Annotated in this window: 17 protein-coding genes; 12 read left to right on the top strand and 5 right to left on the bottom strand. The window is 48.1% G+C overall.

Features of this window, described 5'->3' with window-relative positions; all coding sequences use genetic code 11:
- The first annotated feature begins 7 nt into the window (after window positions 1-7).
- The 6 genes from J2Z18_RS02475 to J2Z18_RS02450 all read left to right on the top strand — a co-directional run bounded on the left by J2Z18_RS02475 (window position 8) and on the right by J2Z18_RS02450 (window position 11557).
- Window positions 8-1480, top strand: a complete 1473-nt coding sequence (locus J2Z18_RS02475; RefSeq protein ID WP_007129149.1) for an ABC transporter substrate-binding protein — start codon at window positions 8-10, stop codon at window positions 1478-1480.
- A gap of 155 nt (window positions 1481-1635) precedes the next feature.
- Window positions 1636-2586, top strand: a complete 951-nt coding sequence (locus J2Z18_RS02470; protein WP_007129148.1) for a carbohydrate ABC transporter permease — start codon at window positions 1636-1638, stop codon at window positions 2584-2586.
- A gap of 29 nt (window positions 2587-2615) precedes the next feature.
- Window positions 2616-3452, top strand: coding sequence for a carbohydrate ABC transporter permease (locus J2Z18_RS02465; protein ID WP_007129147.1), 837 nt, complete (start codon window positions 2616-2618; stop codon window positions 3450-3452).
- Entirely contained in the window at window positions 3449-4213 is a 765-nt protein-coding gene (locus J2Z18_RS02460) for a Cof-type HAD-IIB family hydrolase (RefSeq protein WP_007129146.1), read from the top strand. Before J2Z18_RS02465 ends, J2Z18_RS02460 begins: the two co-directional genes overlap by 4 nt.
- Before the next feature lie 46 nt (window positions 4214-4259).
- Window positions 4260-5366, top strand: a complete 1107-nt coding sequence (locus J2Z18_RS02455; protein WP_007129145.1) for an SGNH/GDSL hydrolase family protein — start codon at window positions 4260-4262, stop codon at window positions 5364-5366.
- A 116-nt stretch (window positions 5367-5482) separates the two neighbouring features.
- Window positions 5483-11557, top strand: coding sequence for a CehA/McbA family metallohydrolase (locus J2Z18_RS02450; RefSeq protein ID WP_007129144.1), 6075 nt, complete (start codon window positions 5483-5485; stop codon window positions 11555-11557).
- A gap of 192 nt (window positions 11558-11749) precedes the next feature.
- Here J2Z18_RS02450 and J2Z18_RS02445 read toward each other — a convergent pair whose 3' ends face one another.
- From J2Z18_RS02445 to J2Z18_RS02435, 3 genes are all read right to left on the bottom strand, one after another.
- Complete coding sequence (locus tag J2Z18_RS02445; protein WP_210094155.1) at window positions 11750-12649, bottom strand: CPBP family intramembrane glutamic endopeptidase; 900 nt, start codon at window positions 12647-12649, stop codon at window positions 11750-11752.
- Between the two features lie 147 nt (window positions 12650-12796).
- Window positions 12797-13444: a response regulator transcription factor gene (locus J2Z18_RS02440; RefSeq protein WP_210094154.1), complete on the bottom strand. Its 648-nt coding sequence runs from the start codon at window positions 13442-13444 to the stop codon at window positions 12797-12799.
- Entirely contained in the window at window positions 13431-14606 is a 1176-nt protein-coding gene (locus J2Z18_RS02435; protein WP_210094153.1) for a sensor histidine kinase, read from the bottom strand. The genes J2Z18_RS02440 and J2Z18_RS02435 overlap by 14 nt, the downstream gene beginning before the upstream one ends.
- A 356-nt stretch (window positions 14607-14962) precedes the next feature.
- Between J2Z18_RS02435 and J2Z18_RS02430 the strand changes: the two genes are divergently transcribed.
- Window positions 14963-15367: a VOC family protein gene (locus J2Z18_RS02430; RefSeq protein ID WP_210094152.1), complete on the top strand. Its 405-nt coding sequence runs from the start codon at window positions 14963-14965 to the stop codon at window positions 15365-15367.
- 21 nt (window positions 15368-15388) lie between these two features.
- Here J2Z18_RS02430 and J2Z18_RS02425 read toward each other — a convergent pair whose 3' ends face one another.
- Window positions 15389-16507, bottom strand: coding sequence for a PRK06851 family protein (locus J2Z18_RS02425; RefSeq protein WP_312889539.1), 1119 nt, complete (start codon window positions 16505-16507; stop codon window positions 15389-15391).
- Window positions 16508-16805: 298 nt separating this feature from the next.
- Between J2Z18_RS02425 and pnuC the strand changes: the two genes are divergently transcribed.
- From pnuC to ybiA, 4 genes are read left to right on the top strand one after another with little or no spacing between them, the layout of a single operon-like run.
- Window positions 16806-17477 (top strand): nicotinamide riboside transporter PnuC, encoded by a 672-nt coding sequence (pnuC, locus tag J2Z18_RS02420; protein ID WP_245255834.1) that lies wholly within the window; start codon window positions 16806-16808, stop codon window positions 17475-17477.
- Window positions 17474-18508, top strand: coding sequence for an AAA family ATPase (locus J2Z18_RS02415; protein ID WP_210094149.1), 1035 nt, complete (start codon window positions 17474-17476; stop codon window positions 18506-18508). The genes pnuC and J2Z18_RS02415 overlap by 4 nt, the downstream gene beginning before the upstream one ends.
- Before the next feature lie 54 nt (window positions 18509-18562).
- Window positions 18563-19447 carry an NUDIX hydrolase gene (locus tag J2Z18_RS02410; RefSeq protein WP_210094148.1) on the top strand — a complete coding sequence of 295 codons (885 nt, stop codon included), beginning with the start codon at window positions 18563-18565 and terminating at the stop codon, window positions 19445-19447.
- Between the two features lie 3 nt (window positions 19448-19450).
- Window positions 19451-20002 carry a riboflavin biosynthesis intermediates N-glycosidase gene (gene ybiA, locus J2Z18_RS02405; RefSeq protein WP_210094147.1) on the top strand — a complete coding sequence of 184 codons (552 nt, stop codon included), beginning with the start codon at window positions 19451-19453 and terminating at the stop codon, window positions 20000-20002.
- Window positions 20003-20112: 110 nt separating this feature from the next.
- On the opposite strand, the gene J2Z18_RS02400 is transcribed toward ybiA, so the two are convergent.
- Window positions 20113-20964 (bottom strand): aldo/keto reductase, encoded by an 852-nt coding sequence (locus tag J2Z18_RS02400; RefSeq protein ID WP_210094146.1) that lies wholly within the window; start codon window positions 20962-20964, stop codon window positions 20113-20115.
- 175 nt (window positions 20965-21139) lie between these two features.
- Here J2Z18_RS02400 and J2Z18_RS02395 point away from each other — a divergent pair, with 175 nt between their 5' ends.
- On the top strand, window positions 21140-21592 hold the full coding sequence (locus J2Z18_RS02395; RefSeq protein ID WP_210094145.1) for a MerR family transcriptional regulator: 453 nt from the start codon (window positions 21140-21142) through the stop codon (window positions 21590-21592).
- Window positions 21593-21754 lie beyond the last annotated feature (162 nt).

Here is a 21754-nt window from a genome sequence, read left to right as displayed (position 1 = left end):
CGAAATAATGTTTAACGGAAAAATGAAACGATTCATGAGCACGGGTGTTGCAGCGTTATTATCTTTAACCATGCTGGCTGGTTGCGGTGGAAACAGCGGAAAGAACGAGGCTAACCCAAGTACAACTCCTGCTGGTTCGGATAAGCCGGGTGTATCTGCAGAAGTTGAGACTTACGAGAATGGATTGCCGAAGAATGAGGAAGTAACGCTAAAGGTAGGCTTCTTTGTAGGAGGATATGGCCGGGAATGGTTCGATTATGCGGTTGAATCGTTCACAGCCAAGTATCCAAATGTCAAAATAGACATCACAGCTTCAGCTGATATGAAGACGATTCTTTCTACAAAAATCTCTGCAGGCAATGATAATGACATGTTTGATCTATTCAATACAGAGCCGTCTGGAGGTATTGTTGGGCTCGCTGAAGCCGGCAAGCTTGAACCAATGGATGACATTTGGGACTTCCCTCTTCCAGACGTACCGGACAAAAAGGTCAAGGACCTTATGATGCCTGGCATGTACGAGTCAACGCCGCTGATCAATGGGAAACGATATGAATTTACTACGGCGAGCAGCTTTGGCGGGTTGTTTTTTAACAAAAAGCTATTCGAAGAGCATGGCTGGAACCAAAACCCGAACACATGGGACGAATTTAAAACACTACTAGCAGACATTAAAGCGGACGGGATTGCTCCCATTACGTTCCCGGGCATTCATCCAAGCTACCATAACTGGGCTTTCGGAACAGCCAAAAATTTTGAGCTGGCTGATATCAATGGCCATGTCGATGAATTCATCGAAAATTATAGAACTTATGGTCTGCCGCAATACACAAATCCAGAGACGGTTGAAACCTGGACGCGCTTCTATGAGCTTGGCAAGCTAGGATATTTTGCAGAAGGACTTCCGGCACTGAACCATACGCAATCGCAAATGCAGGTTATTCAGGGGCAAGCCGCGATGGTATCCACAGGGACACATGTCGAGAATGAGATGAAGGAAGCAACGCCTGCGGATTTCGACTGGGGCTTCATGGCGGTTCCTTTCAGAGATAACACGGATCAAACGCTTTGGATTCGAAGCGGAACTTCAAACTTCAATTATATCTGGGCAGCTAAGCCGGAACTGAACAAAAAGTGGGCTAAAGAATTGATCGCATGGCTGGTTACGCTTGAAAATCAACAATTTGCTGCCGAAAAAGCAGGTGCTTTGCCAATGCGCAAGGATTTAATGGAGGATCCTTCCAGAGCGGCTAACCTTTCGAGCTCTGCTCAATCTGTTCTGAAGTACATAGCAGATAATAAGGCTCAGACTTTTAAAGCAAGTCGGTCTATCAACATTTCCGATCCGAATCTTGCTCAAGCCGAAAAATTAATGAATGAGAATATTGTGAAATTTGCTATGGGCATGCAGGATCCGAAACCGATTCTGGAGCAAGCTGAAGAGCTGCTGAAGAAAGCTGTAGAGGCTGAAAAGAAATAATAAGACATGTTGGAGCGGGGAAGATTCATCTCCGCTCTTCCGTTTTAACTTCTGTGAACCTAGCTTTCACACTGTTCTTGACTCACTTCGTGATCAAAAGACGGCTTTTTGAACAGCCCTTTTATAAACGCTAGTAAGATAGGAGTTGACCTCTCGTGTCAGATTCAACCATTGTGACGACACCAAAAGCCCCAGTGCGCAAGCGTTTGGGGCTAGATAAAGCGAATACGCAGAAGTGGATATTTCTGATCATAGCCATCGTACCTCCCTTTGGCGGCTATTTGCTTTTTACGTTGTTTCCGAACATTTTATCCGTTTATTATGCGCTGCTCAATTGGGACGGGTTTACGGATGCCACGTTTGTCGGGCTGTCCAATTTCGCCACTGCATTCCAAGATAAGTATGTGTGGCGCGCGCTTACCCACAACTTGATTTTTATGATAACAGTGCCTTTCTTTGTTATTATCATCTCCTTGCTTCTTGCCTATTTAATTACCAATAAAACGTATAAAGAAAATAAATTTTTGAAGGTATTGTTTTTCTTCCCGAATGTTTTATCTACGGTCGTAGTCGCTCTACTCTGGGCTTTCATTTATGACGGATCGTACGGTTTGCTGAATGGGATCCTTAAGTTCATCGGAATTGATACCGGGAATTTCTATTGGCTGGGCAATGAAAGCACGGCACTTGTATCCATTATTCCAGCATGGGTTTGGGGCGGCGTCGGCTTGTATGTCATTATCTTTGCTAATGCGATGCTGGGGATTCCCAAGTCATTGTACGAGGCGGCGATTCTTGAAGGAGCCGGACATATGACACGCTTGTTTAAAATTACAATGCCGCTCGTTACGCCAATTATCCGCGTCAGCGCTTTGTTCCTCGTCGTTGGCACAATGAAGGGCTTCGAAATCATCCTCATTATGACAAATGGGGGCCCATACGGGTCGACGGATGTTATTGGCCTCTACATGTTTAACTTAGCCTTTGGCATAGAATATCGGAATTATGGCTACGCTTCCGCAGTCGGTATGATTCTGTTCGTTATCTTAGTAACAGCCAAGCTGTTAATCGATAAATTTGTGCCGAACAAAGGCTACGAGTATTAGTTTCCATATGAAGGTTCGGAGGGATACCGTTGAAGGAAAAACGAACGTTAATGGACATTGTGTGGCGTGTGGTGCTGTATGCCTGGTCGCTGACTATAATATTTCCTTTAATCTGGGTTATTTATGAATCGCTGAAGAGCAACCCTGAGTTTTTTAAAGATATATGGGCGCTGCCTTCGGAACTCAGATGGCAGAATTATTCGAAGGCTTGGAATCAATACGGTTTTGGGCAATCACTCTTAAATACCCTTTATTATGTTGGCGGAAGTCTGGTGCTTGGAATTTTCTTTACGACAATTAACGCCTATGCGCTAACTCGAATGCAGTTCAAAGGTAGAAAACTGATCTGGGGTTTGATTATGTTGTCTCTGTTTCTTCCAGGCATCAATGCGCTTGTACCCCAGTATGTCATTATGCGGGAATTGAGTCTGACCAATAGCTTGACGGGATTAATTCTCCTGTCCAGTTTGGGTGAAAGCGTGTTCTACCTTATGCTGCTCGGAGGATTTATGAGCTCTCTGCCGATGGAGCTTGAGGAGAGCGCAACGATGGACGGTGCGACACTATTCCAAAAGTTTTGGCGTGTTATTGTACCTTTGTCCACACCAGGGATTGTAACCGTTGGCGTATTCAAGTTCCTAGGGTTCTATAACAATTTCTTAGCGCCGTTCATCTATTTGAGCGATCCAAAGAAATATCCTATTGCGGTGCAAATGTATTCTGCGAATAAGCAAATGGAGTTTACTGCCGATTGGGTAACTTTGTTTGCCGGTGTAACCATTGCGATGGTACCGTCCATTATTATTTATATCTTATTCCAAAAACTTCTCATGGAAGGCGCGACGATGGGAGCGGTGAAGGGATGAATATGGTGCAGCAGGTAAAGGCGAAATATAAGCTGATTGCATTGGATCTGGATGGGACTCTTCTGACGGATGAAAAACAGATTACGCAAGAGACCAAAAGGTGGCTTCAATATGCAATAGATCACGGTGTTAAAGTGATGTTCTCTACCGGAAGAGGCTTGCAAACTGCACAGGGTCTTTGGGATGAGCTGGGGCTCGATTCCCCGATGGTGCTGCTCAATGGGGCGGAAATTTGGGAGGGACCGGGCAGGCTTAAGAAGCGAGTCTTCCTCCCTCGGGACACGGTCCGCAATATTCACGCCATTGCTTCCGAGCGGGGCGAGTGGTACTGGGGCTACAGCGTGGAAAGCTTGACGGGCGACAAGGAATGGACGCCTGAGATGTTCGAACGGGATTGGATGAAATTCGGCATCGGCAGCCATGAGCAACAGAAGCTTGCAGAAATTAAGGAAGAGCTGCTCCGTTGGGGGACGCTCGAGGTTACCCGTTCAGCCCCTACTAATATGGAGATTTCAGTAAAAGGAACTACAAAGGAAAGCGGAGTGCAAGAGGTTTGTCAGATGCTGGGCTTGTCGATGTCGGATGTCATTGCGATGGGAGACAGCGACAATGACGCGAAGCTATTGAAGGCAGCAGGTCTCGGTGTGGCGATGGCCAACGGTGAAGATTATATCAAATCCATAGCGGATGTGATGACGGCTACCAACAATGAGGACGGCGTTGCTCAGGCAATTCGGAAATATGTATTCCAAATGGAATAAACACAGGGAACATATTCTAGTAAATATAGTGAGGAAGTAGATATAGATGACCGTTCAATCGAAAGAGATAAACCTGGATCAACTGGGCGGAACGTTATACCCGGAGACAAAAAATAGCGAACAGTTGAGATGGCATTCTCCGCTTGAAGCGCCCTTTCACATCGCGGGTTTCCCTTGGCTTAAGCAGGATGGGATATACAGACGTCTGCCATTGGCTTCCGGGGCTGTATTGCCGCCCGCAGTTGATACGCTTGCTTATTGTACGGCAGGCGGACAAGTTCGTTTTCGCACCAATTCTTCAAGGCTGGTCATAAGGGTGCGTCTTGCCGGACCGGCCAATATGTATCATATGCCGCCTACAGGACAGTGCGGGGTCGACTGCTATCTTGGAGAACCGGGAGAGCAGAGCTTTATCACCACGGCTAAATTCAAGCCTTCGGAAAGTGAATATGAATCCCAGCTTTATCAGTGGGATACAAAAAAGGAGGTGGCCGTCACCTTAAACCTGCCGCTCTACCAAGGAGTAGAGGAGGTGTGGATCGGTGTGGATAAGGATGCGGTCATAAGCGAAGCACCCGCCTATGCAAGCAGTAGGCCCGTCATTATATATGGAACTTCGATTACGCAAGGGGGATGCGCCTCCCGGCCGGGAATGGCTTACTCTAATATTCTCAGCCGTATGATACCGGTTGAGTTCGTCAATCTTGGCTTCTCGGGAAGTGGAAAGGGCGAGCCGGAGCTTGCGCGGATCATGTCGGAAATCGATGATCCGGCTCTATTCATTCTCGATTATGAAGGGAATACGGGCGAGGCGGGGAACATCGCGCGAACGCTGCCCGCCTTCATCCAGATCTTGAGAGATCGGCATCCCGAAGTTCCTATATTAGTAGTCTCAAGGATTAGCACTGCCGAAAACCAGTTCTATATGGAGAGGAGGGAGCTTAATGATCGCCGCAGGCTGATCCAGATCGAGAATGTGGAACAGAGGCGGACAGAAGGAGACCGCAATATCCATTTCGTTGACGGCTTTAAGCTGCTGGGTGATGATTTCGTCAATGATTGTACGGTTGATGGAACACATCCAACGGACCTCGGATTTATGCGCATGGCACAATCGCTAGCACCTGTCGTTAAGCGATTATTGCGACTGTGATTAACAAAGATAGATGATATGAAACAGCCTTCAGACTTCATTTTTTAGTTTAAGGGCTGTTTGTTTATCAGTCAGACACCTGTATTACCATTTAAGCCGAAAAGGAGAGGGTTTGAGTGAAGTTCCAAAGAAGAAGACTGCCTTTCATTGTGCTGGCTTGTATCATCGCGGGGGTTGTTAGTCTTAGTTACGGTAACTTGGTATTCGCGTCTGCAGAGAAAGAAGTTGATGTTTCTAAAAAAGATAGAGCCAAGCACTTAGGAGCTTCACTGTTCAAAGGTCACATGCACTCTCATACTTCACTCAGTGATGGGATATTGCTGCCTAATGATGCTTATAATTTTGTGAAAAGTAATACAGATTTTGATTTTTTTGCAGTGACAGAACACGACGTGACTTATGATATCAGTACGGGCAGTGATTTCATTACGAATGTTCAAGACTCTTATTCAGATGAATACAAGCTGCTGCATGAACAATCGGATGCTCACAATCGTGATTACGAATTTATTACGCTGCCGGGTACGGAAGTGACCTGGTATGATGAATCGGGTCATATCAACTTATTTAATGCCCCATGGTTTGCAAGAACACATGGAGTAGGTGCGGATGGCACTTGGGGCTGGAGCGACATCAAATATGATCTGCCCACCTTTTACGCAAGACTTGCCCAAGATCCGAATGCGATTGCTCAGTTTAATCATCCACGTTTGTCAGGAAATTGGAGTTTCAATGAATTTAAACATTATAATCGAGACGTTGACAGAAACCTTAATCTGATCGAATACAAATCCTCCAATGATTTTGCAGTCTATACCAAGGCATTAGATCGAGGCTGGCATGTTTCGCCTGTGTTTGGCGGGGACGAGCACAAAGGGAATTGGGGAATGGTTCAGCCCCATGTGACCGGTATGTGGGGAAAGAAGCTTACTAGAGAAGGTCTTTATGATGCGATGCGAAACCGCCGCACCTATGTATCATTTGATCGCAACTTAGAAATGGCGGTTTCAGCCAAAGGTCAGATGATGGGGGCGATTCTTCCGCCCAATACAAAGAAAATTAATCTCAAGATACAGATAAGTGACCCTGATGCTAACGATGTGTTGGATAAAGTCGTTGTTTACAAAAACAGCGGTCAAATCGTCAAGGAGTATGGCAACATTGCCAGCAATCAATTTAAACAGGAAGTAACCTTAGCAAGTGAAGATGGGGACTACTTCCTCGTTAGAGCTTTCCAAGCAGACGGTGAAGAAGCTATAAGTGCTCCAATATGGATTGGTGATGAAACGAGAGGTACTGTGCATGCGCCTGAAATCACGGTTCATGGACAATATCCCGAAACGATTATGCTTGGGGATCAAGTGGAAGTGCTGGGCACTTCTGCGACGGATCACGGCGGTCAATCTTTATCGGTTGAGGCCATCGTTCTAAATGACAAGGGAGAGGTAGCCGTAGCAAATCAGCATTTCAAGGTCGACATGTACGGAGAATATTTCATTAAGTATGTAGCCACTGATGCTCAAGGTAATACGCGAGTTGAACTTATCCGGTTACTCGTTGATCAACAGAAGCTGGATGCCGATAAAGTTTTAAATGAATTCCAGCCCATGGTTAATGTAGGTGAAAACGAACATGAAGTAGGAATAAACTTGGTGACGGATAAGGCGTTAGAAACATCGTATGTTCAGTATAAACCAGAGTCAGTGGCGACGTGGGACAATGCTAAAGTAGTACAAGCAGAAGCCTCTTATTTTCAAGCCGCCTATGGTGATACGTATGACAAGAGTAATTATCGCGTGCTTGCAGCTCATGAAGCGAATATAACAGATCTCGACTTAGGGATTAAGTATGAATATCGGTATGGAATGTCACCGACTGGACCTTGGAGCAGCAATTATAGCTTTAGCACCGCGCCAGCTTCAGAGGAAGCCGTTATGTATGTGATGGGGGATCTTGAAGTTCCGGATCGAAATCCGGAAAGCTTCCAGCTCTTTAACAATATGCTGGACGTTCTGAGGGAAAAGAATTCAAACGGACAGACGGTGATTCAAGTCGGAGACTTGGTCGAAAATGGCGGCAATATGTATGCATGGGATGATGTGTTTAGCAACATTTACAACAACGAAAAGGGTCTGATTTCTGCTCACATTGTCGGGGACCGTGAACGTGCGACGGAGCGGAAGCTCGTGCCGTTCTCGGGGTTTTTCAACCTGCCAAAGAATGGTGAAGGCAGTTACCGGGAAACGAATTATTCGTTTGATTACGGCGATATGCACATTGCAGTTCTGAATTCCGTGCTGGATTTTGACAAGCAGCTGTCATGGCTGGAGCAAGATTTGCGGGCAACCGACAAGAAGTGGAAAATCGTGATGGGGCATTATCCTTATTATGGCGGTCAATCCGGTGATGAGACCGGTATGGACATGATGAGAGTGAAATTGTCTCAAGCATTTGAACGGCTTGGTGTCAGTCTGTACATTGGCGGTCATGATCATGTCTACAAGCGGACAACCATACGAAACGGTGTAAAAGATATATCGGAAGAAGCGATGAATCTAGGCACAACTTTTGTGACCGTCGGTTCATCAGGTCCAACGTTCTATGATAATAAATCATTTGACTGGGATCATATTGTTTATGATGAGAATAAGCAGACGGGTGTTATTTTAGAATCTACTGATCGGTCTCTCACGTTGAAAGCTTATAACAGCGACGGTGTTGAAATTGATTCATTTACGATTAAACAACCTGCGAATTATATGAAGTTAACAAGCGCAATTATAGAGAATAATGTCCTAAAGGGCGTAGGGGTTCTGAACTATCCGAGCTCTCTGGAACGTATTACCGTGATCGGGGAGAAGCGTAACCATACAGGTGAACAGCTGTTGGAAACGGTTGTTCAAGAAGCAACACTAGAACATCTCGGACGTGAACAAATCATCTTATTTGATACCTCTCTTTCATTTGGCGATGAACATACGATCATCGTAAGAGTGGTTAATAATCCAATCGATCTAGAGCCGTTAACGGAACCGTTCATAGCTAAAGAAGGAATGCTGGGCGATGGTTCGGAAGGCAATCCCTATCAAATCAAAAGTGCCAGTGGACTCTATAAAATGCTCGAGTTCCCGGACAAACATTTTATTTTAACTCAGGACATTGATGGTAAAGGCATGTTTTTTGAAGCCATTGGCGCGAATGGCACCCCATTTACGGGTACGTTTGATGGGCAAGGGCATTCGATTACAGGTGTTATGGTCTCCTCAGGCGGCGCAGGTCTCTTCGCTATTAATGAAGGAACAATTCGAAATGTAGGAATCCTTGCTGACATTGATGTTCGCCGGAGCAATGTTGGGATCCTGGTGGATCAGAACGATGGGATCGTGGAATTTGCCTACAGCACCGGATCCATTCGAGGCAATTCTACAGTTGGCGGTCTTGTGGGCTACTCGAACGGGATTGTTAGAAATAGTTATTCTACAGCTCGAGTCAATGCACGAGGTAAGCAAGCCGGCGGCGTCATCGGGATTACGAACCGGGGGAGTACAACAGAACAGGTCTATGCAACCGGAGCCGTAATAGCAGAAGAATCAAATGCTGGCGGTATCAGCGGATACGGCTATAACAATACGGTCATTCGAAATAGTATGGCATTAAATCCATCCATTGTGACAGGTACTGCATCGAATCGAATTGTCGGCAGAGTGTTAGCTGGGGAGACGGCAACTTTAGTCAATAACTACGCTGATGAAAATATGTTTGTGAGCAGTGAGAATGTTACGATTGCTGATCCGAACAATGAAAAAGGACAGGGGGTCGGCGTAGAAGTATTTACGAAGCCATCTTTTTACATGGAGACCCTCGGTTGGGATTTTGATTCAATCTGGATCTGGAATGAGGATGCCAAGCGACCATTATTGCAAAGTAGTCTGGAACAAATTAATGAAGATCATATTCCAAAACCGAAGCTTGATCGGAATGAAGATGGGTACTACATCATCCGTTCGGTTCAAGAATTAAAGACGATATCCGAATTCCCAAATGAGAATTATATACTGGCGAATGATCTTGATTTTGAAGGGAAGCTATTTGAGCCCTTATTCAAGGCGACACCATTCCTTGGCACGTTTGATGGAAACAATAAATCCTTAACCAATTTCAAATCAGAAAATGGCGGCTTATTTCATCTCAATGGCGGAACGATTGAAAACATAGCCATGGTTAATGCAAGCGTTACTGGCGGAAGTAATATCGGCATACTCGTTAATACGAACAACGGAATGGTAGTGAATAGTTATGTCACGGGCTCCATCCAAGGCTCCAGCACCGTGGGTGGTCTTGCGGGCTATTCCAATGGCATCGTGAGAAACAGCTATTCTACGGCAGATGTAACGGCCCAGCTGAACCAAGCTGGCGGTCTGATCGGAATTACAAGCGCAGGCAGCTTAACGGAAAACGTGTATGCATCCGGAGCCGTCCAGGCGCTTAGAAGCAACGCAGGCGGAGTGACCGGCTATGGATATAATGATACGGTTGTCAGAAACGTGATTGCTCTTAACCCTTCCGTCGTGACGCCAACGATGGCGAACCGGGTGATGGGACGAGTCCTTGCGGGGCACACAGCAACGCTCGAAAATAATTATGCGTTCGACGGCATGATGGTGGATAAAGAAGGCGAGAGTGTTGCCGCTGCTGACAACCGAAAGGGTTTAGGGCTATCCCAGCAGCAGGTTGAAGACCCTCATACGTATACCGATAGACTGAACTGGAATTTCGAGTCGGTATGGATGTGGAATGATGCTTTAAAGCGTCCGGTATTGAGCGGTAATCCTGAAAAGGTTAGCGAGCCTGTCGTGCCACTGGAAAGAAATGAAGCAGGTTATTACCGGATCAAGTCCATTGCTGATCTGAGCGTTATGGAAAGCTTCCCGGCAGAAAAGTATATTTTGGATAATGATTTGGATTACGCCGGACAACCGGCTGAGTCGCTTTTTAAAGTGATTTCGTTCACTGGTGTTTTGGATGGAAACGGAAAGAAAATCGTTAACTTTAATTCTTCGAGCGGCGGCTTATTCCATCTCAATGGCGGAGTGATTAAGAATATAGCCATGATCGATGCCAGCGTCACTGGTGGGAGCAGAATTGGCATACTCGTCAACACGAACAATGGCGAGATAGAGAATAGTCTCTCAACAGGCTCCATTACAGGCTCCAGCACAGTGGGCGGTCTAGTAGGCTATTCCAATGGTATCGTAAGAAACAGCTATTCAACCGCGGATGTAACCGCTCAGGTAAGTCAGGCCGGCGGCCTAATCGGCATTACGAACTCGGGCAGCCTAACAGAAAACGTGTATGCGTCAGGAACAGTTCGAGCGATTACGAGCAATGCGGGCGGAGTGACTGGATACGGATACAATGATACGGTCGTCAGAAATGTCATTGCCCTGGGCCCTTCGGTTACGGCGCCAACGATGGCAAACCGGGTGATGGGACGTGTTCTTGCGGGGCACACCGCTACGCTCGAAAATAATTATGCATTTGACGGCATGATGGTGGATCGGGAAGGTGTCGCTGAAGGAGCATTAACAACCCTTAAAGGATTGGGGCTATCTGAAACTGAAATAAAGACTCCATCCACCTATACAGACAGGCTAGGGTGGGATTTTAACGCGATTTGGAGATGGGACGATATTGCTAAACGACCTGTTTTACAATCGGTATCAACAGGCAACGAAGAAGAGCCAGTTAGCCTGATTGAGCTTGAGCTCGAAGGAATTTCTACACTGGTCGTAGGAGAGAGTTATCAAACAGTGACTACCGCAGTATATAGTGATGGAAGCCGTGAAAAGGTAGAGACAAACGTCATCTATACAAGCAGTGATCCAAGTATAGCGGAGATCAGCGCTAGCGGTGTAGTAACGGCGATTTCGGAAGGAACCGTACTTATCACGGCAGAGTATAATGGCTTGATTGCAACCTATGAGCTGCAAACCTTGACTCCGAAGCAGATCGAGATGGAGGGAGTCAACCAAGGATTGGATGCGGAAGCAACGCTCCCGTTCACTGCTTCGGCCTTTGTCGCAACGGGGGAGTGGTGGATCGCGAACCGGATGCCGCACCCACCTGGACCGCCTGAAGTGGTGGTCGTTTCAAGCGATAACGAGCTTCTCGTATCCGTGTCGAAGCTTTAATGAAATAGAGGCTGCTCCACCAGTGGAGTGACCCAAAACGGTCAGATATCATATGTATTGGGCAGTTTCATGAAATGAGTCCGGTAATTATACCGGGCTCATTTTCTTTTTATGTCTGCAAGTGATTTATATTGGTGGGTACAGCGTCCTATCTAGATCTGAAATTTATTTGGGATGGATCAGGTCTGCCGTTTACTTTGATACAGGAAGGTTCCGGGCCTCAACCCTTCGATACCGCGCAGCCCCAATTAGCATTGGAATGGAGATCAGAAGACTGACCACAACCGAAACAATGGAACCTTCAAGTCCAAAATCGCCCCCTGTGAGAAGTGTGGCACCGTTCACCTCTACAGTAAACAGACCGGGAGCCGAGTGTCCGGAAACAGGAATGCCTAGCACTCCTTCAATGGCATTCCATGCAAAATGCAGCCCCATGGCAAACCATAAGTTCCGCCGCCACAGGAAGGCCGCTCCGAGCAGAACACCTGCTTCCAGGGCTATGGCGAACCCGCTCCATAATGTTGCCCCTGGATTGCCGAGATGGGCAATTCCAAAGAATAGTGAGGTCACAACGAGTGCGAGCGGTTTCCCCCCCAATCGATCAATGGCTTGAAACATAAGTCCACGAAAGATAAGCTCCTCGACAATGGCTGCTCCTAAAGCTGCTCCAATGGAGGATAGTAGAATAGAACCCGCATTCGCAGAACTTGCCCACTGAAAGGAGTAACCTCCCAGAGCCATAATAATAAAGACGGACCCTGCGATAAAGATTGTCCCGGTAAGTACGCCAAGGACTGCTTCAATCCCTGCCCGTTGTCTAGTTATCTCTGGAGTGGAACGCCGGGCCAGGTATGTCAGCGTGAGCTTATAAACCATGATGGCCAGCAACCCCATCACTAGTGTAAGGACAAGGGAAATCATCCCATCCACTCGCTCAGTCAGCTGTCGGAACAACGTATCGATAAGAACAATACCGATAGCTCCCACAAGCATCCAGACGATTGGAAAGCGCCAAAATGAACTCCAAGCACTTAACTTCCTGCCATTCTGCTTCTGCAGAAGTTCTTTATTTCCGGACATTTTTTTCTTCATTTCTTATCGCCTCTTCTATTGTTTGATGCTCAGAGTATAGGCTGAAAAAGTCATAAAGAGACAGTGCGCTTTGGTCATCATTTAATCTATGGCTATTGAGAAAAAAGCCGGTAACTCTAATGAGTTACCGGCTTCTTGGGAATCAGCTTATGAATGATCCAGCATTCCCGAATCTCGGGCTTTACGGGCGGCCTCGCGCCTACCTTTCACATTCAGCTTTGAATAAATCGTGGAGATATAATTTTTGACCGTTCCTTCACTAAGATACAGCGACTCGGCAATGTCTTGATTACGCAGGCCAGAAGCCAGCTTATGCAGCACTTCCATTTCACGGGCGGTGAGCCCAAATTCGTTACTTTTTGCAGGGGGAGCATTGTTCATGGTCTTGATCATTTTACTCGCCATTTCCTGCGAAATTAAAGTCCCTCCCGCCTGAACCACCCGTATGCCTGCAGCCAGGTCTCTGGGATGAAGGGCTTTGAGCAGGTAACCTTCCGCTCCATGGCTTAACGCTGCTAGCACATACTCTACTTCCTTATAGGAGGTTAGCATGATGATTTTAGTTGCAGGCATCCGCTCTTTAATCAGGGCTGTTGCGGCGACGCCGTCCATGACCGGCATGTTGACATCCATCAACACAATATCCGGCAAAAACTGCTCACAGCCCTTCAGTGCCTCTTCCCCATTCTTGGCCAAACCGACAATTTCCAAATCCGGTTCCATGGACAGCACGATATGTAAACTTTCGAGAATCAATTCTTGATCATCAGCAAGCAGCACTTTAATCTTCTCCATGCGGTACCAATCCTTTCAGCGGGATTTCGCATCTGACTTCGGTGATCACTGGAGTTCCTTCCCTGGATGACAGGTGCAAGCTGCCTCCTAACTGCTCAACCCGGTGGTTCATCGTGGTCAAGCCGAAGCCATAATTTAGCTTGTCGATCGGCTTGCCGTTATTTCGAACGGACAATAGCAGGTGGCTCTCAGAAAACCCAAGCTCCAGATGAAGTTGAGTTGCCTTTCCATGTTTTAATGCATTCGTAAAGGACTCCTGGATGATCCGAAGGATTGTTTGCCGTACTTCAAAACGTATCGACCTCTCTGTCCCCGGCAGACTCACAGTCAGGGCCGTACCCGTGTGCTCCCGGAAACGGGCCGCAAGGGATTCAATCTGTCGGATCAGACTGGATTCCTCTTCTTCCCCCATCTCGTGTACGATGTTTCTCATATCGTCCAGATTTCTCTCAGCCAATGCCCTTAAGCGAATTAACCGATCTTTGGCCTCGGCAGGCTTGCTATCCATAAGGGCAATAGAAGCATCAAGACTCAGGATGAGTGAGATAAAGGAATGACCCAGCGTATCATGAAGCTCCTTGGACATGCGGTTGCGTTCTTCAAGCAAAGTCATTTTCTCGATCTCGGCCGAGTAGTGAGTTAAGAGCTTATTTTGATGCTCCACTTCGGCTACCAGTTTATTCTTCTGATCATACGCATTGGCTACGAGGCTTGCCCACATGCCGATGAAGCAGAACAGCAGATTGTCTGTTCCGAGACTTAGGGCTTGCTCCCAGGACAGTCTTAGGGAAGACTGAAAGGAAAAAGGAATGAAAGCAAGCATGGGAATGATCCAAAGAGATTGCTTAGTTAATAAGTACCCGATTGTAAGACTCGGCAGCAAATAGTCCGCTTTTGAAGTCAGATCCGGATGAATGACAGAATTCACATAATAAGAACCGCCAAGCAATAACTCCAATATGCAAAACCAGACTTTGTTCATCCGGCGCCCAGGAAACCAGAACAGCAAAGGGACGACAAGGGCTGCGCCCAGCCAGGTCACATTTAATAACGTTCGGATCGAAAACTCACTTACCGCCAGAGCCTGGAACAACAGCAAGATATAATGGTACGAACGAAGAGCGAATATGCCCCAATCCATGAAAGATAATATTTTTTTCATAGCATCATTTTACAGGAAATCTATAAACTTGGAACCTCGTATTCCAGCCAGTATAATAAAACTCGGCATAGCAGCTCAATACGATGACCTACGGGGCGTCCCAACCGCGATAAATGTCTTTAATGGTTTCTTGTGTGTCAGAGGCTGATGGCCGCTTGCGAGTATGCCTTCGATTTAACCATGACATCGCAGATAAGGTGAAGGAATCGAACGAAGCCCCAAAAATTCTAAAACGCTACTGACATAACGTTGTCAGTAGCGTTTTTTTATTATTGGACAAGTAAATGAAATAAGTAAAAAAAGCATGTTTTACAACGGCTGTGGGGCACAGCCAAACCCATTATTAGGAATAACTTGTGAGTTTCGCTTCTGTACGCATCATTACTGACGACGTGGATCGTCTCGTCGAGTTCTATGAGAAAGTCATGGGGGTTTCGGCGGAGCGACCCGCGCCCGTATTTGCCGAACTCGTCTTGCCATCATGGTCCCTTGCCATCGGCCACTCCCAAACGGCACAGCTATTCGGCGCGGGTTCCGTAGTGGGGGCCAATAATCGCACTGTCATTATTGAGTTCCGCGTCGATGATGTCGAAGCCGAATATGTGCGCTTGAAGCCATTCGTCGATCATTGGGTAAAGGAACCGACCACGATGCCGTGGGGGAACCGTTCTATGCTGTTCCGCGATCCCGATGGCAATCTGCTTAACCTCTTCGAGCCGGTGACCGAGGAAGCGATTAAACGGTTCAAAGGTAGACATTGACGAACGCTTTTGGGTTGTATCTTATTGTGAAGTCTGAATGGAGCTGATCCGTTCATTCAATTCGGACTGTAATTGAAGGCGGAGTTTCTCCACGATCGAAAAATCAGTGGCCGCAACATAGTAGGCTTTAATCTGAGAATCGATGGCTTCGGCTTCCGCCAGATGGGAGGTGGCCTCTTTCATCTTTGCCGAATAGCGTGCTTTGATAGCCGCTATTTCGTTAGCATAGGCTTCATCGGTTCCAGGGGCAATGGTCCGCGTATACATATCTAGGATCTCATCCCCGTCCCGATCGGGGAAATATTCATGCGGAGCGGTACTGTCGAAGATCGCAGTTCGAAGCTCCGGGAATATCAGCATATCCAGACTGTTCGGATCAAAGGCGCAATGAAACACTTGAACGTCGATTCCTTTCTGTTCGGCAGCAGATGCAAGCTTTTTCAGCAGCGTCGATTTGCCGGATCCCGCCCTTCCTTTGATGAATATCCGTCTTTCCAGCTGAGCGGTCAAGCTTTGAATAAAATCGAACGCCCCCCTCGGGGTCGCAGCTCCGAAAAATAAGTGACGCGGAGCGATTGGCGTATCGCTTTCATGACCGGCGTATAATTCTTGAATGAATTCCAGTGCAATCTGATCGGCCTTCGCGAAATCCATATTTTCGATATAATATTTTTCCCACTCGTCATGAATCCGTAGTGCCGTTGCGAATGTTTCATACACAGTTGAATAGGCGTCCTCAAGCTTGCCACTAAGATCTTCTATCGTGACCAAGTCTTCCGGTGAAATCAGGCTGTTATCGAATGCTTCCCCGAAATCGATAAAGACGATGTTATCGGCCCCGCTATCCGAAATTCCCCTACAGACTCTGCCGTCAACAATACCAACCTTCAATTCCGTAAAAATGATGCCATCCAGTTCGTCGGGACGGAGGGGGGAGTGGAAGCATTGTACATGAAAGCCTTGATCCAGCAGGCGATCCGCCAAGCTTTGCATGACCGTCGATTTCCCCGTACCTTGGGGCCCCGTAAGGACAAAAATCTTGTTCAATCCGTCAAATGCGGATGTATACAAGAAATGAGCCCCGCGCGCAGTGTTGCCGTGGGCAAAATAGTGAGATGATTGTAGTACCAACCTACACACTCCTTTGTGCCTATTCCGATTCGCCAAGCTTACAGAATAAGCATGATTGGGATAAGTGCCTATGTATTTGTATATTCCGTGTTGTAACAAGTGGTGTTCGTCCTCTCATGATTTTGCGGAATGTACAAGATCATAACGATCATGTCTGCGATAAATGGGCAGATTTCACTTGCCATGCGCAGGCTTTTCTGTTATTTTTGATAGTAACAAAATGTTATTAACAAAATGATACTAAGTATTGACTGGGTGGTTTCGCTCTATAAACCAGTGAAGAAAGCAGAGGGGATGTATTGTGAAGATGGTTGCGCGCGGCTGGAACCTGTTCGAAATCGCTTGGTTGGCGCTGTTTACCTTGATTGCGGTGGGATTTACGGTGATGTCCAAGGATTCTTTATTCGGATTTACCGTTTTTATTACCGGGGTGCTGTGCGTGGTGCTTGCGGCGAAGGGCAGCCTGATGAGCTATGTTTTCGGCATGTACAACACCATCGGTTACGCTTATCTGGCCTATTTTAACGGGTTGTTTGGAGAGGTTATGCTGAATCTGCTGTTCTTCGTTCCGATGAACGTCATTGGCTTCTACATGTGGAAAAATCACCGCCAAGACGGCAAGCTGATCATGCGCCAAATGGAGTTTAGAGGTCTGCTTCTCGTTGGCGCAACCTGTATCTTGGGCTGTTTGCTGCTGGGATTTGGGCTTTCGTTCATCCCGGGACAGAACTCGCCTTACATCGATGCTATTACGACGGTGTTGTCCGTTGTAGCCACCTTCTTAATGGTCCGCAGATTCAAGGAGCAATGGCTTGTCTATATTGTGTTGAATTTGTTTACGGTGCTGCTCTGGGCGATTCGACTGCTTGAGGGCAGCAGCGAAGGCATGCTGATGATCGTCATGTGGAGCGCGTATTTGGTTAATGCGGTATACGGCTATTACAATTGGAACAAAGGGGCCAGGGAGGTGGCGGCATGAAAAAGCTCGGATTAACGCTGGGGAAGTTTGCCCCGCTGCATAAAGGGCATCAGTTCATGATCGAAACGGCGCTGCAAGAGGTCGATGAGTTGATCGTGGTCATTTACGAGACGACGGTGACGCCGATCCCGCTTCACATCCGGGCGAATTGGATTCGGCGACTATACCCGGCAGTCCGGGTCGTTGAAGCTTGGGACGGACCGGACGGGTATTCGGATGACCGAGAGCATGAGATTCGGGAGGAACAGTATATCCTCCGTTTACTGAACGGGGAGCAGGTCACGCATTTTTATTCGAGCGAGTTTTACGGCAGGCATATGAGCCTCGCTTTGGGCTCGGTTGACCGGCGGGTTGATGAAGCCCGCGAGCAGGTTCCGATCTCTGCAACGATGATCCGTTCCGATCCGTATAAATACAGGGAGTTCATAAGTGATATCGTGTACCGGGACTTAATCACGAAGGTGGTATTCGTTGGGGCGATGTCGACGGGGAAGTCGACGATCACCGAAGCGCTGGCGCGGCGGTATCACACGACCTATGCTAGCGAATACGGGCGCGATTATTGGACCGAGCATCAGGTGGACCGCAGAATCAGCCTGGAGGCGTTCGATGAAATCGCTGTGGGCCATATCGAGCGTGAAGAGGAAGCTTTGCTTGCGGCGAACCGATTTCTGTTCGTCGATACCAATGCGATTACGACGTATATGTTCGCCATGGATTACCACGGCCGGGCGCCGGAGCGATTAACGCGGATTGCCCTGGAGAACGCGCAGCGCTACGATCTGTTCTTCTTGTGCGACGACGATATTCCTTACGACGATACGTGGGATCGAAGCGGGGATCAGAAGCGGCATGTTTTTCATAAACAGATCATCGCGGATTTGAAGGAGCGGCGCATCCCCTACATTACGCTGCGGGGGAGCCTGGAGGAGCGCATGCGCAAGGTAGACGAGGTGCTGGCGAGGTTCGAGCCCTATCGGAACTATTTCGGGGAGCTAAAACGTTTAGAATTAGATGCAGGCAGGGAGTAAAATGAACACATAACCACAACTAGCTTAGAATGAAAAAACAAGGAGGCGCCCCCATTGGATTTGTTGGATCGGGACGGACTAACGGAACGCGAATTTTTGGAGAAGTACCGGGCAGAGAATTACGAGCGGCCTTCGGTGGCAGCCGATATGGTGATCTTCACGGTTACGGATGAGGCGGCTGACAGCTATCGGAAGCTACCCGAAAAGGAGCTCCGCATCCTGCTCATCCGCCGGGGAGGTCACCCTTTCCTGGGTAAATGGGCGCTGCCTGGCGGCTTTGTCCAGCCGGGCGAGACGACTGAACAGGCCGCGGCAAGGGAACTGCGCGAGGAGACCGGCGTGGACGACGTTTATTTGGAGCAGTTGTATACGTTCAGTGACATCGGGCGAGATCCCCGAACCTGGGTGATGAGCTGCAGCTATATGGCTTTGATCAACAGCGATAAATTGGAGCTTCAGGCGGGAGACGATGCGGCCGACGCTGCTTGGTTCAAGGTATCCTATCGGCTGCTGCGGGAGCAGAAAGAGATGATGGAGGACGGATACGTCAAGACGCTGGAGTATGAACTCAAGCTAAGCGGTGAGGAGGAGCTTTCGGCGGTCGTGGCGAGGACGTTGACCGTGAAGACGACATCGACCAGCACGGATTACAAGATCGTATCGAATGATGGATTGGCCTTTGACCACGCGAAGATTATAGCATGCGCGATCGAGCGACTTCGGGGAAAAGTGAACTATACCGATATTGCGCTGCACTTGATGCCAGAGCTTTTTACCTTGACGGAGCTGCAGCAGGTTTATGAGGTCATTTTGGATAAAGAGCTATTGAAGGCGGCCTTCCGGCGCAAGGTGGCCGATCTCGTGGCGGAGACCGATCATTACACCGAAAATGCGGGACATCGGCCATCCCGCTTGTATCGAAGAAAACTGGAGGAATAACTGATGATTTACAATCTCGATGAGTTAAAAAAAGCTTATAACAAAGGGAAAACGTTCAAGTTTGTATTCTTTTGGGGCCATACGCCGCCTAAGGACGGGAGCATCGACAAAAGCTGCTTCAGCCAGTGGTGGATGTGCCCGTTCACGGTAGAGGGGACGGAGTATTCGTGTGCCGAGCAGTTTATGATGGCTGAGAAGGCAAGGCTGTTCGGCGACCATGAAATGCTGGAGTCGATCCTTACAGCTAAGCATCCCAAGGAAATGAAGGCTTATGGGCGCGCGGTCCGAAACTTCGACAAGGATACCTGGGACCAGGAATGCTACGGCATCGTCAAACGAGCCAGCTTGGCCAAGTTTTCGCAGAATCCGGAGCTTGGCGATTATCTCAAGTCGACGAAGAACCGCATCCTCGTCGAAGCCAGCCCGCAGGACCGCATTTGGGGGATCGGTATGAGCCAGTCCAATCCAAATGCGGAGAACCCCGTGAAATGGCGGGGCCAAAACCTGCTGGGATTCGCGCTGACCGAAGCGCGGGACGAGCTGCTGCAGAGCTAGTTTTTTGGTCGGATAACGGAATTAGAGGATCGTAGGTGCTGTATTAAAATCGATCCTCTTTTCATTTTTCGTCGATAGCTCTCTCTATGGGATTGTGTTTCGACCGAGGTTTACAGGTCGACTCTCCAGTTGCCCATCATCTTGGCGACTTCCGGATCGCGGTATGATAAGAAGAGACTTTCACGCGTATCGAGGGTAGAGATTTGTGTCATATCGTCCGCGCTTAACTCAAAATCGAAAATGTCGAAGTTTTCGGCGATCCGCTCTCTGCGCACCGATTTTGGAATGACAACGACTTCACGCTGAACAAGCCAGCGCAGCACGATCTGGGCGACGGACTTGTTGTGTTTTTCAGCGATCGAGGTCAGCACTTCGTTGCCGAACATGTTGCCTCGTCCTTCGGCGAACGGCGCCCACGACTGATGTTGAACTCCCTGCTCTTTCAAAAAAGCGGTGACCTCTGTCTGCTGGTAGAACGGATGCGTTTCGATCTGGTTGACGGCGGGGACGACCTCATTGTGTACGATAAGGTCCATCAGACGGTCAGGCAGGAAGTTGCTGACCCCGATCGCCTTGATTTTGCCCTCGCGATACAATTCCTCCATTGCGCGCCAAGCGCCGTAGTAATCGCCGAACGGCTGGTGAATCAGGTACAGATCGAGGTAGTCGAGCTGCAGCTTCTTCAGGGATTTGGCAAATGCCAGCTTGGCACTCTCGTAGCCGGCATCCTGGACCCAAAGCTTGGTCGTGATGAACAGTTCCTCACGCGGTATGCCGCTGCGCTTAATTGCTCGTCCGACTGCCTCCTCGTTCAGATAACCGGCGGCGGTGTCGATGAGGCGGTAACCGGTCATTAGTGCTTCATATACTGCGTTCTCGCATTCTTCCGCATCGGGAACTTGATAGACCCCGAAGCCGACGATCGGCATGTTTACTCCGTTGTTCAACGTTACGGTTTGCATTGTAATTCCTCCTATTGTTCAAATGTATTACGGCAAACGGCCGCGAGTCCCAGGGGAATCGGTACCGCCGAGCGAAGATTTCGCTTACAGCCGATTTGCATTACAATTAGCTTAGAGCCTTCGTGTTACACGAAGTCAAGCCGTCTTTCAAATTATTTTTCAGGAGGATTTCACAATGCATACGGTCAAAGAAGCTGCCCAGATAACGGGACTCACCGAGCATGCCGTGCGCTTTTACACGGATAAAGGCCTGGTGCCAAGCGTACAGCGCAATGAGAATAATATCCGGATGTTCGACGAAGAATCGATCAACTGGCTGTTTGGCGTCAAATGCCTCAAGCAATCCGGGATGCCGATTGAAGTCATTAAAAAGTACGTCGATTTATGTCTCGAAGGGGATTCAACCATTCCGCAACGCTACACACTCATGATGGAGCATAAAGAAGCGGCGCTCGCTAAGCTCGAGGAAGCCAAACGGCATGTTGCCCATTTGGAGGAAAAAACAACCCTGTATCAGGCCATTCTAGAGAACCGCTCTCCAGACACGACCAATCCCGGGAACTGGGACAGAATTCTGCACATGCATAGTGACGTGTTTTACTCGCCCTCTGTTCGTTATCCCCGTTAAACTGAACCGTACAACAAGTGACGGAGAAAAATTTATGTCCGATATAAGCTGCTTTGATAGGCATAAGGCGGAGATGGGCGTTCCGATTCAGGAAAGGCTGAGCGCCCCATAAATCCGACTTTGGAATCATTTTCCTGGGCGGACTTGCCGGAACCGTGTGGC

It is taken from the genome of Paenibacillus lactis (assembly GCF_017873605.1).
GTDB lineage: Bacteria > Bacillota > Bacilli > Paenibacillales > Paenibacillaceae > Paenibacillus_AQ > Paenibacillus_AQ lactis.
This window is presented reverse-complemented; position numbering and strand designations above follow the sequence as displayed.

What these genes read in the sequence shown, in the direction of transcription:
- J2Z18_RS02475 (WP_007129149.1), top strand. Translation starts at nt 8, where the DNA reads ATGTTTAACGGAAAAATGAAACGATTCATGAGCACGGGTGTTGCAGCG.
- J2Z18_RS02460 (WP_007129146.1), top strand. Translation starts at nt 3,449, where the DNA reads ATGAATATGGTGCAGCAGGTAAAGGCGAAATATAAGCTGATTGCATTG.
- J2Z18_RS02455 (WP_007129145.1), top strand. Translation starts at nt 4,260, where the DNA reads ATGACCGTTCAATCGAAAGAGATAAACCTGGATCAACTGGGCGGAACG.
- J2Z18_RS02445 (WP_210094155.1), bottom strand. Translation starts at nt 12,649, where the DNA reads ATGAAGAAAAAAATGTCCGGAAATAAAGAACTTCTGCAGAAGCAGAAT.
- J2Z18_RS02440 (WP_210094154.1), bottom strand. Translation starts at nt 13,444, where the DNA reads ATGGAGAAGATTAAAGTGCTGCTTGCTGATGATCAAGAATTGATTCTC.
- J2Z18_RS02435 (WP_210094153.1), bottom strand. Translation starts at nt 14,606, where the DNA reads ATGAAAAAAATATTATCTTTCATGGATTGGGGCATATTCGCTCTTCGT.
- pnuC (WP_245255834.1), top strand. Translation starts at nt 16,806, where the DNA reads ATGGTTGCGCGCGGCTGGAACCTGTTCGAAATCGCTTGGTTGGCGCTG.
- J2Z18_RS02415 (WP_210094149.1), top strand. Translation starts at nt 17,474, where the DNA reads ATGAAAAAGCTCGGATTAACGCTGGGGAAGTTTGCCCCGCTGCATAAA.
- ybiA (WP_210094147.1), top strand. Translation starts at nt 19,451, where the DNA reads ATGATTTACAATCTCGATGAGTTAAAAAAAGCTTATAACAAAGGGAAA.
- J2Z18_RS02400 (WP_210094146.1), bottom strand. Translation starts at nt 20,964, where the DNA reads ATGCAAACCGTAACGTTGAACAACGGAGTAAACATGCCGATCGTCGGC.
- J2Z18_RS02395 (WP_210094145.1), top strand. Translation starts at nt 21,140, where the DNA reads ATGCATACGGTCAAAGAAGCTGCCCAGATAACGGGACTCACCGAGCAT.